Here is a 9,362-nt window from a genome sequence, read left to right as displayed (position 1 = left end):
CGGGCGTTGGGTTTCATTCTTCAACCCAACCTACGTTCATCTTATATTTAATTCCACCCACCTACTTATATGACCAAAAACAAGAGGTAACAAGCCTCCCCTTTCAAGAGAATGAAAATTAAAAGCTACTGAAGACTGCTGGTAGTCACTGATAACTGATAACTGATAACTGATAACTGATAACTGATAACTGATAACTGAAATGACCATCTTACAAGACGAAAAACTACTCTTTACTCCCGCAATACCCCACAGTGATGCCCTTAGAACTATTTTTGCCTTTCCTAATCAGTATTCTGTGGGTATAACCAGTTTAGGTTATCAAATTGTTTGGGCAACTTTAGCCCTGCGATCGGATATACAAGTTAGTCGTTTATTTACGGATTTTCAAGAATCTTTACCCCGTTATCCCGAATTAGTCGGCTTTTCCTTTTCTTGGGAATTAGACTATGTTAATATCCTCTCGCTGTTAGAATCTTTAGAAATTCCTTGTCACAGTCATCAACGGCAAGATAGGCAAGCGATAATTTTCGGAGGTGGTCCAGTTTTAACCGCTAATCCCGAACCTTTTGCCGCTTTTTTTGATGTAATTTTATTGGGAGATGGTGAAAATTTAATTGCTGATTTTATTAATGCCTATCAAGAGGTGAGAAACGCCGATCGCCCGACCAAACTCCGTCATTTAGCCCAGGTTCCGGGGGTGTATGTTCCTAGTTTATATACCGTTAATTATGATAGTCCCGATGGCGAAATTACAGCAATTCTACCCATAGATAATAATGTTCCCGCCTTTGTTAGTAAACAAACCTATCGCAGTAATACCCTTTCTGCTTCTACGGTGGTAACAAAACAAGCGGCATGGGAGAATATTTATATGGTAGAGGTGGTGCGAAGTTGTCCAGAAATGTGCCGTTTTTGTTTAGCTAGTTATCTAACTTTACCCTTTCGTACCGCTAGTTTAGAATCCCTAATTCCCGCAATTGAAAAAGGTTTAAAAGTGACCGATCGCCTGGGTTTATTAGGTGCTTCTGTCAGTCAACATCCCGAATTTGAAACCTTACTTGATTATCTTTTTCAACCAAAATTTGAAGGAGTTAGACTCTCGATCGCTTCAGTTAGGACTAATACTGTCACGGAAAAATTAGCCAGAATTTTATCCCAAAGAGACACCAAATCAATTACTATTGCCGTAGAAAGTGGTTCCGATCGCTTGCGGGAAATTATCAACAAAAAGTTAGCCAATGATGAAATTATCCAGGCTGCTATTAATGCCAAAGCGGGCGGTTTAAAAGGGATAAAACTCTATGGTATGGTGGGAATACCGGGAGAAGAAACCGAAGATATTGCGGCAACTGTGGAAATGTTAATAGCCTTAAAAAAAGCCGCCTCTGGACTGCGAATCTCTTTCGGTTGCAGCACATTTGTGCCTAAATCCCATACTCCTTTTCAGTGGTTTGGAGTTAATAAAATGGCCGAAAAAAGATTAAAATATCTAGAGAAACAATTAGGTAAACAGGGTATAGAATTTCGACCAGAGAGTTATAATTGGTCAGTGATTCAAGCTTTATTATCTAGAGGCGATCGCCGCTTAACTTCCCTGTTAGAATTAACCCGTGGCTACGGTGATTCTTTAGGCAGTTATAAACGGGCTTTTAAGGAACTAAAAGGACAAATTCCCCCTCTAGATTATTACGTCCATCAGCAATGGCGTTTAGAACAGGTTTTACCCTGGAGTCATTTACACGGTCTTTTATCCTCAAATGTTTTGGTAAAACATTTAGAACAATCCCAAACAAAAAGGTAAAGTATGGCTAATAAGCTAAGACACATTTAAACAATGTCTTGACTATCAGACCCCACATGAGGTATTCTATCAAGGTAGATCGTATCTTGTTGCCATTCAGACTTGAATTGGTACTTTTATTAACTATAAATCTCGATTAAACCATTAATTTAATCTTAGTTGATCAGCCCATGAGCAAGAAAAATGAGACCGTTACCCTGCTTTTAGCCTTGGTGATTACCCTAATATTTTTTGGGGCAGGTAGTTGGTGGTTATACAATCGTTTTCAAGGAAAAAATAACCCAAACAATATTTCTGAAATCGAGAAAATATCACCAGAGCAAAAATCGGTATCGGCACAAGCAAAATTTAGTCAAGGGGAAAACTTATTAATAGTTGAAGGGGCTTCTTCGGACAAACAAGCTGCCATACAGGCAATCGGGAAAGGAGACTTTCAGCAAGCAGTTTACCTCCTAGAAAAATCCCTGCGAGCTAATCAAAATGATCCGGAAGCTCTCATCTACTTAAATAACGCCCGTATTGGTCAAGCTAAGTCCTATACTATCGCCGTTTCCGTGCCAATTGGGAGCAATGTCAACACCGCCCTAGAAGTTTTACGAGGAGTTGCCCAATCTCAAAATCAAATCAATCAAACTGGAGGAATTAATGGCACTCCTTTAAAAGTTCTCATTGCTGATGATGCTGATAATCCCGAAATTGCCGCTCAAATTGCCCAAAAATTAACGGCTGATAACAGCATTTTAGGAGTAGTAGGACACACTAGCAGTGACACCTCTTTAGCCGCAGCCGCTATCTATCAAAAAGCGGGATTAGTAATGATTTCCCCCATCAGTACCTCAGTTAAACTCTCCAATTTTGGTGACTATATCTTTCGTTCTGTTCCCAGTGATTTTGTGGCGGCACGGGCATTAGCCGAATCTAGCTTGCAAAAAATTCCTAACGTCAAGGCAGTGGTATTTTTTAACTCCCAAAGTAATTATAGTCAATCCCTAAAATCTGAATTTATCACCGCTTTAGGATTAGGAGGAGGTCAAGTGGTGAGTGAATTTGATCTATCTTCCCTCACTTTTACCCCTTCTAAAAGCCTCCAACAAGCTCAACAGGAGGGAGCAAATCTAATCGCCCTTCTTGGGGATAGTGGTACCCTAGATAAGGCTTTGCAGGTGGTTCAAATCAATGGTCAAAAATTACCGATTGTGGCGGGTGATGACGTTTATAGCCCCAAAACTCTGGATGTAGGCGGAAAAAATGCCTTGGGCATGGTTGTCGCTATCGCTTGGCATTTAGGGGCTAATCCGAACAGTCCTTTTGTGAATAATTCCCGCCAATTGTGGCAAGGAGACGTAAATTGGCGCACTGCTACCGCCTATGACGCTACCCAGGCTTTAATCGCTGGCATTAAGGCAGAATCTAGCCGCGAGGGAGTTCAACAGGCGTTAAGAAGCAGTAATTTTTCTGTGCCTGGGGCGACTAATCCAGTGCGATTTTTACCGTCTGGCGATCGCAATCAATCCGTGCAATTAGTGGTAGTTAAACCCGGTTCTCGTTCTAGTTTTGGGGTAGATTTTGTGCCAATTTCTCGATAAAATGACAACTAAATCAAGATGACTTATAAGTAAGTATTTATAATTAAATTGAAGATAGATTTTGCCTCTGATCCCCCCTGCCCCCCTTAATAAGGGGGGTGCCGATCCCCCCTTAATCCCCCCTTGATAAGGGGGGTGTCTGACAACTTTTAACACCTACCTACTTATGTTAGAAACTCCCCCCAAATATTCGGTTCTTGGTTTACCGGTTCATCTTCTCGATAACTACAGTCGTTGGTTAATAGATCGCGCCTATCAAGGTTTTGGTTCCCACGTTGTCACTCTCAATGCAGAAATGGCAATGTTAGGGGAAAATGATGCTAAAGTTGCCCAAGTTATTCGGGAAGCAGATTTAGTTATTCCCGACGGCGCGGGGATTGTTATTTACTTAAAATTAAGGGGCAGAAAACAAACCCGCTGCCCCGGTATTGAATTATCAGAATCCTTAATTACTGAGTTAGGAATGCAGGGAGAGAGTTTTCCTATTGCTTTTTTTGGTGGTCAACCGGGGATTACGGAAAAAGCGGCAAGTAATTGGCAAAAAAAGATACCTAATATCCGTATTCTGGCTAACCATGGTTATCTATCCTCCGAGGAAATGTCCGATTGGATTGAGGTATTAAAAGATCAACAACCGCGGTTAATTTTAGTTGGGTTGGGAGTACCCCGACAGGAATATTGGATTAGGGAACATCGATATCTCTGTCCCCAAGCTATCTGGGTAGGTGTGGGGGGTAGTTTTGATATCTGGTCCGGGACAAAAATCCGCGCCCCTCGCTTTTTCTGTGACAATAATTTAGAGTGGTTGTATCGACTCTATCAGGAACCTTGGCGCTGGAAAAGAATGTTAGCTTTACCTAAATTTTTCTGGCGCTCTCTTTTTTATTCCTAGCAATAGTTATTATAAATTCTTTTCGATAAAGGCAATCACTCGCTCTAATCCTTCCCGTGTTTTTAAGTTGGTGAAGATAAAGGGTTTATCTCCGCGCATCTTTTTGGCATCTCTATCCATCACTCCTAAATCTGCCCCCACCATCGGGGCTAAATCTATTTTATTAATTACCAATAAATCCGATTTGGTGATACCCGGTCCCCCCTTGCGAGGAATTTTATCTCCGGCTGCCACGTCAATCACATAGATGGTTAAATCTACTAATTCGGGGCTAAAGGTTGCCGCTAAATTGTCGCCACCACTTTCCAGAAAAATTAACTTTAAGTTAGCAAATTTTCTCTCTAACTGTTCAATGGCAACTAAGTTAATTGAGGCATCTTCGCGAATAGCTGTATGGGGACATCCTCCCGTTTCTACTCCTAAAATTCTTTCCGGGTCTAAAGCTTGCGATCGCACTAAAAATTGGGCATCTTCTTGAGTATAAATGTCATTGGTGACTACGGCGATCGGATATTGATCCCGCAAATTTTTACACAGGGCATCGAGCAGGGCTGTTTTTCCTGAACCCACCGGACCGGCAATTCCCACGCGCAAGCAAGACATAGTTTTTTCGGGAAAAAGTGAAAAGGAAAGGGTTAAAAATTTTGGGGCTATCCGATAGAAAAAAGAGGGGTTCGCAGGGCGACACGGATTCCCATTATAATAAAAGGTTAACGCAAATCTGAGAATTTGTCAAGTCTTTTGGTCAATAAATTTGGGGAAATCATCGGCAAAAAGATCACCAAAAGTCAGTGATTTGGTAGCCAAAATCCGTTAACATCTGCCTAAATAGGGGCAAACTTAAACCGATAACATTACTGTGACATCCCTCTAATCTTTCCACGAATAGACCCCCCTTTCCTTCTAGGGCAAAACAGCCGGCACATTTGAGGGGTTCTTCGGTGTCAACGTAGGCAATAATTGTTTGATCGCTGATATTGGCAAAGTGAACTTTAGTGATTCCACAACGAGTCAAAGTTTGATGATTAACTCGATCGATTAAAGCATGACCTGTATAGAGTGTACCCACCAGACCGCGCATTTTTTGCCAACGATCAATCGCTTCTGATTTATCCTTGGGTTTGCCATAGACTTCCCCGGCTACTTCTAAGACGGAATCACAACCAAGAATTAATCCTGTATCAAATTGGGGGGCGATCGTTTGCGCTTTACATTGGGCTAAAGTTTGGACAAGATGGAGAGTATCATCAGCATTAATTGTCGATTCATCAAAGTTACTCACCCGCACAATCGGATCAATTCCGACCATTTGTAATAGTTTTTTACGCGCAGGAGAAGCGGAAGCAAGAATCAAGGGAATGGACATAAGTTTTTTCAGTAAACAAGATAGGAGATAGTTAGGTAGGGTGGGTTAGGCAATGACAAATTATTAGACTTAATTATCAATTTATCTATTTGCCGTAACCCACCATCAGTTATCAGTTTTTTAGCTATTTCTGCTAGGAATTGGCAGGATTTTCGGGGGGGAAATAACGATTTAAAATCTCAACCATGCGTGATTCTCTTTCTTCAATTTTGTCAAATCGATTGTAAAAATCTGACTGAACCTCATAAAAATCCGACATCGATCGAGTTAATTGTCCTAGCAGTTGATAAAGTCCCCGTCTGTCTTTTTCCCATTCTTTTTTAGACTCAGCAAGACTATTAGTTAACGCTTCGATCGATTTGGCGTTAGAATTAGCGATCGCTCTAGTTTCTTTTAATCCCTGATTGGTTTCCTGTAGTCCTAATTTAATCTCCTGTAATCCTAATCTAATCTCCTGTAGTCCTGATTTAATCTCCCGTAGTTCTGTTAGGGTATTTTCAGCAAGAGATTCGAGTCTATCTAGTCTATTTTCTTCCGAGTTACTCATATTCAGTTATCAGTTATCAGTTATCAGTTATCAGTTACCGGTTATCAGTTATCAGTTATCAGTTATCAGTTCCCCACTGATTACTGATTACTCATTCAGTAAGTAATCTCAATTAATTGTTAGATAGTGGGACAGGCTTCTGGTTCTTTGTATGTTATCTTTAATTGTAACCGGCTACCTAGTTGATGATAGGTGGTGCGTTACGACGGATTTTTACCTTTAAGTCAAAACAGGAATTTTTGCCGTCTAACGCACCCTACTGGACTGTTTCAGCTAATTTGGTGTATTAGAAAAATGCTATAAATTCTATAATCTAAGACTTTAAGCCAAAATCTATTGCCCTATTTTAGTTGAAACAGTCCACTACATTTTACTACATTTTACTATTGCCTATTGCCAGTGGTGCGTTACGACGGATTTTTACCTTTAAGTCAAAACAGGAATTTTTGCCGTCTAACGCACCCTACATTTTACTGAAAATTTCCTATCCTCTGACATTTAACTAACCGAGAAAGAATCAACGATAGTTTCAAAGAGTTCTTGAATTTGCGTCCAACGTTTTTGGGAAGTGGAAAGATTAAAAGAATAGAGTTTATGATTATTAACCGTGACGCTGGCCAGATTATGACGTTCTTGACCGTTGGCTAATTTAACTTGATATTCGAGGATATAATAATCTTGACCGTCGATTTGATGGGATTCTGAGCGAATTAATTCTACTTCCTTATCGAGATTGGGGTTAAGACTGTTATTTTTCAGGAGACGATAGCCCACTTCCGAGGGAGTACCTAAATCTGTTAAGGTTTTATTGTCGGGGACGGGGTTAATAATAACGCTTAAATTTTCGCTAGTTTCGATCAGGTCATGAAAAACCACATCTACTCCTGCAACTTTTTTCACATCCACCTGCGTCCAACCCTTAGGATATAAAAATTGATAGCCTTGGCTGCCACTGGTGTATCCTTGCAGTCCAGCGATGGGAGTTGCACAACCGGTTAAGAGGAGGGTGGTAATTAGGAGGAAAGTCGCCAAAAGAGATTTAATCATGATATTTTGACCTGTGAGTAGGGCTGTTTAATTTTACCTTGAATTGTTTAGGTGAAGGGATTATGAAAATTAAGAAAAAATTGACAATTATTATGGCTATAGCGACTTTTTTACTGACTATCTCTCCCCTAGTCTCTCAAACTACCGCTAACCCCGTGAAGGCTGTAGAATTTTATAATCGGGGTGTGGATCGTTTAACCGCAGGGGATTACTCAGGGGCGATTGCGGATTTTACTCAAGCTCTACAATTAGAGCCGAAGGATGCCGATGCTTACTATAATCGCGGCTATGCGGAATTAGTTCTCGGCCAGTACGAGCGAGCGATCGCAGATTATACCCAGGCCTTGACAATCAACCCCAATTATGTTAATGCTCTCGGTAATCGTTGTTATGTGCATTATCTGACGAAAAAATACGAGGCAGCCGTGGAAGATTGCACAAAAGCGATCGCTTTAAACGGAAATTTTGCTGATTTCTTTATTTATCGCGGTAATGCTAAGGATGACTTGGGAAGACACCTAGAAGCGATCGAGGATTACACAAAAGCTTTGAGTTTACAGGGAACTAGAGGACAGGATCGCATTTTCTATAATCGCGCCTTGGCCTATAACCGAGCCGGACAGCAGGAAATGGCTTTAAGGGACTACAATGAGAGTCTGAAAATCAATGCTAATTTTGCCGAAGCGTACCACAATCGGGGTTTAACCCATTATAAATTGGGAAACAGGGAAAAAGCGATCGCTGATTTAGAGGCAGCAGCCCGTCTAGCGTTATCCCAGGGTAAACAGGGGACTGCGGCTAAGTCTCAGTCAGCAGTGGCATTAATTCAGGGTCAAAAGCCCTAAAATAGGGAGTAGTTGTGATTTTAGCTCTAAATAGGAGTGAAAGGGGCTAAATCGCAACTACGAGGGACTAAATTTTAGCCAGCTTGAGATGCGTAAAAAGCGACGGCTAACAGTCCACCCACAAGTGTGATCGCAGCAACGCCCCAGACAAGATAATTACGTTGTTGCGATTTAGTCGGGGGAGCCGCTTGATAAACTTTCGGTTCGGCGGCGAAATTATTTAAGCGTCCACCTTCTTCATTTGTATAAGGCATAATCAAAACCTCAAATATGACAATTTTTCAGGAAAAAAATCCTCTTATTACAATACTACAACATATTAGTAACCGAGTCGGGGATGTGGGAAATTCTCACGGGGATAACAATTCTTAGTCTGGGGGTAACTGCCGGACTCTGCTACTTTTATTGGCGATCGCAGTTTCAATCCTTGAAACTGCGAAAACAACTTAAAAAAGGCTAATCATACCAAATCCGTTTTTAATACTATGATTAACTCCCAAGTTATGGATTGTTTTTCCCTGCTCCCTGATCCAGCGTTCCCCACTCTCCTATACCTTTTAAACAGAATTTAGTATTAGGTGTTGGGATAGGGGGAGGTGGTTGCGTTAATATTAGTTACTGTATCTAATAACGCCGGAAAAAAACTATAGATGAATTCTCCCTATGCAGATGTCTCTCCTAGTAATTGGTTATCTATCACCCAACGACTTGTGGAAAGACATCCCCTATCTACCGATGCAATTGTTGATGTTGTTTTAACATCTTGGCAATCAATTTTTAATTCTCAGTTAGGTACAAAAGGTTTTAGAATTGGTAGGGATATCTTCCCTAAACCTCAAATTATGGGTTTTCTACTTCATGAATTAATTCCTTTAGAACTAAAAGCAAAATATCCCGATTTCTGGAGAGGAGATATCAGTATATCTGATAAAGATATTGTCTATATACCTGATGACTTTTTTTCAATTGAAGTCAAAACCTCCTCTGATCCTAGACATATATATGGCAATAGAAGCTATGCTCAAAATTCTAATAACAGCAAAAAAGTAAGTCTGGATACTATTTAGCAGTTAACTTTGAGAAGTTTTCGGTGGTGATTCGGTAGTAGTGATGGCGGCTTAATCCTTTGCCAGGTGTGCATTGTAGTCATGGATAAAATACCAAAGGGTTCCCCAACGTGATTCTCCATTTTTTTAGAGAAAGATAGACTCTCTCTCACCAACCGAGAAATCCTTTGTCGAAAGGTATTATTTAATCTTTCAATAGGATTAGTTT

Annotated in this window: 11 protein-coding genes and 1 pseudogene; 6 read left to right on the top strand and 6 right to left on the bottom strand. The window is 40.6% G+C overall.

The features are described from left to right. Window positions 1-202: 202 nt before the first annotated feature. From O9290_RS15055 to O9290_RS15045, 3 genes are all read left to right on the top strand, one after another. A complete protein-coding gene (locus O9290_RS15055; protein ID WP_288054827.1) occupies window positions 203-1,804 on the top strand; it encodes a B12-binding domain-containing radical SAM protein in 1,602 nt (533 codons plus the stop codon). 170 nt (window positions 1,805-1,974) lie between these two features. Next, complete coding sequence (locus tag O9290_RS15050) at window positions 1,975-3,390, top strand: ABC transporter substrate-binding protein (RefSeq protein WP_288054829.1); 1,416 nt, start codon at window positions 1,975-1,977, stop codon at window positions 3,388-3,390. A gap of 166 nt (window positions 3,391-3,556) precedes the next feature. Further along, window positions 3,557-4,282, top strand: coding sequence for a WecB/TagA/CpsF family glycosyltransferase (locus O9290_RS15045; protein WP_288027657.1), 726 nt, complete (start codon window positions 3,557-3,559; stop codon window positions 4,280-4,282). 9 nt (window positions 4,283-4,291) lie between these two features. On the opposite strand, the gene ureG is transcribed toward O9290_RS15045, so the two are convergent. The 3 genes from ureG to O9290_RS15030 all read right to left on the bottom strand — a co-directional run bounded on the left by ureG (window position 4,292) and on the right by O9290_RS15030 (window position 6,195). Next, complete coding sequence (gene ureG / locus O9290_RS15040) at window positions 4,292-4,885, bottom strand: urease accessory protein UreG (protein WP_002758991.1); 594 nt, start codon at window positions 4,883-4,885, stop codon at window positions 4,292-4,294. A 175-nt stretch (window positions 4,886-5,060) separates the two neighbouring features. Further along, complete coding sequence (locus O9290_RS15035) at window positions 5,061-5,648, bottom strand: Maf family protein (RefSeq protein ID WP_288054831.1); 588 nt, start codon at window positions 5,646-5,648, stop codon at window positions 5,061-5,063. Window positions 5,649-5,781: 133 nt separating this feature from the next. Beyond that, entirely contained in the window at window positions 5,782-6,195 is a 414-nt protein-coding gene (locus tag O9290_RS15030) for a hypothetical protein (protein ID WP_288027656.1), read from the bottom strand. 350 nt (window positions 6,196-6,545) lie between these two features. Here O9290_RS15030 and O9290_RS15025 point away from each other — a divergent pair, with 350 nt between their 5' ends. Beyond that, the gene (locus O9290_RS15025; RefSeq protein ID WP_288087225.1) at window positions 6,546-6,701 is read left to right on the top strand and encodes a hypothetical protein; all 156 of its coding nucleotides are present in this window, start codon (window positions 6,546-6,548) and stop codon (window positions 6,699-6,701) included. Here the strand turns inward: O9290_RS15025 and psbP are convergent. Continuing rightward, window positions 6,694-7,242 carry a photosystem II reaction center PsbP gene (gene psbP, locus O9290_RS15020; RefSeq protein WP_002758996.1) on the bottom strand — a complete coding sequence of 183 codons (549 nt, stop codon included), beginning with the start codon at window positions 7,240-7,242 and terminating at the stop codon, window positions 6,694-6,696. The genes O9290_RS15025 and psbP overlap by 8 nt on opposite strands. Before the next feature lie 62 nt (window positions 7,243-7,304). On the opposite strand from psbP, the gene O9290_RS15015 reads away from it, so the two are divergent. After that, window positions 7,305-8,087: a tetratricopeptide repeat protein gene (locus tag O9290_RS15015; protein ID WP_002759000.1), complete on the top strand. Its 783-nt coding sequence runs from the start codon at window positions 7,305-7,307 to the stop codon at window positions 8,085-8,087. A gap of 74 nt (window positions 8,088-8,161) precedes the next feature. Here the strand turns inward: O9290_RS15015 and psb34 are convergent, their stop codons facing one another. Beyond that, the gene (gene psb34 / locus O9290_RS15010) at window positions 8,162-8,341 is read right to left on the bottom strand and encodes a photosystem II assembly protein Psb34 (RefSeq protein WP_002759001.1); all 180 of its coding nucleotides are present in this window, start codon (window positions 8,339-8,341) and stop codon (window positions 8,162-8,164) included. A gap of 396 nt (window positions 8,342-8,737) precedes the next feature. Here psb34 and O9290_RS15005 point away from each other — a divergent pair, with 396 nt between their 5' ends. Further along, the gene (locus tag O9290_RS15005) at window positions 8,738-9,154 is read left to right on the top strand and encodes a ScaI family restriction endonuclease (protein WP_288055832.1); all 417 of its coding nucleotides are present in this window, start codon (window positions 8,738-8,740) and stop codon (window positions 9,152-9,154) included. A gap of 51 nt (window positions 9,155-9,205) precedes the next feature. Here the strand turns inward: O9290_RS15005 and O9290_RS15000 are convergent. Continuing rightward, window positions 9,206-9,362 (bottom strand): annotated as a pseudogene (locus tag O9290_RS15000) (IS1 family transposase); the annotation flags it as partial.

The sequence above is a fragment of the Microcystis sp. LE19-41.2A genome, from assembly GCF_027530405.1.
Taxonomy (GTDB): domain Bacteria; phylum Cyanobacteriota; class Cyanobacteriia; order Cyanobacteriales; family Microcystaceae; genus Microcystis; species Microcystis aeruginosa.
This window is presented reverse-complemented; position numbering and strand designations above follow the sequence as displayed.

What these genes read in the sequence shown, in the direction of transcription:
- O9290_RS15055 (WP_288054827.1), top strand. Translation starts at nt 203, where the DNA reads ATGACCATCTTACAAGACGAAAAACTACTCTTTACTCCCGCAATACCC.
- O9290_RS15050 (WP_288054829.1), top strand. Translation starts at nt 1,975, where the DNA reads ATGAGCAAGAAAAATGAGACCGTTACCCTGCTTTTAGCCTTGGTGATT.
- O9290_RS15045 (WP_288027657.1), top strand. Translation starts at nt 3,557, where the DNA reads ATGTTAGAAACTCCCCCCAAATATTCGGTTCTTGGTTTACCGGTTCAT.
- ureG (WP_002758991.1), bottom strand. Translation starts at nt 4,885, where the DNA reads ATGTCTTGCTTGCGCGTGGGAATTGCCGGTCCGGTGGGTTCAGGAAAA.
- O9290_RS15035 (WP_288054831.1), bottom strand. Translation starts at nt 5,648, where the DNA reads ATGTCCATTCCCTTGATTCTTGCTTCCGCTTCTCCTGCGCGTAAAAAA.
- O9290_RS15030 (WP_288027656.1), bottom strand. Translation starts at nt 6,195, where the DNA reads ATGAGTAACTCGGAAGAAAATAGACTAGATAGACTCGAATCTCTTGCT.
- psbP (WP_002758996.1), bottom strand. Translation starts at nt 7,242, where the DNA reads ATGATTAAATCTCTTTTGGCGACTTTCCTCCTAATTACCACCCTCCTC.
- O9290_RS15015 (WP_002759000.1), top strand. Translation starts at nt 7,305, where the DNA reads ATGAAAATTAAGAAAAAATTGACAATTATTATGGCTATAGCGACTTTT.
- psb34 (WP_002759001.1), bottom strand. Translation starts at nt 8,341, where the DNA reads ATGCCTTATACAAATGAAGAAGGTGGACGCTTAAATAATTTCGCCGCC.
- O9290_RS15005 (WP_288055832.1), top strand. Translation starts at nt 8,738, where the DNA reads ATGAATTCTCCCTATGCAGATGTCTCTCCTAGTAATTGGTTATCTATC.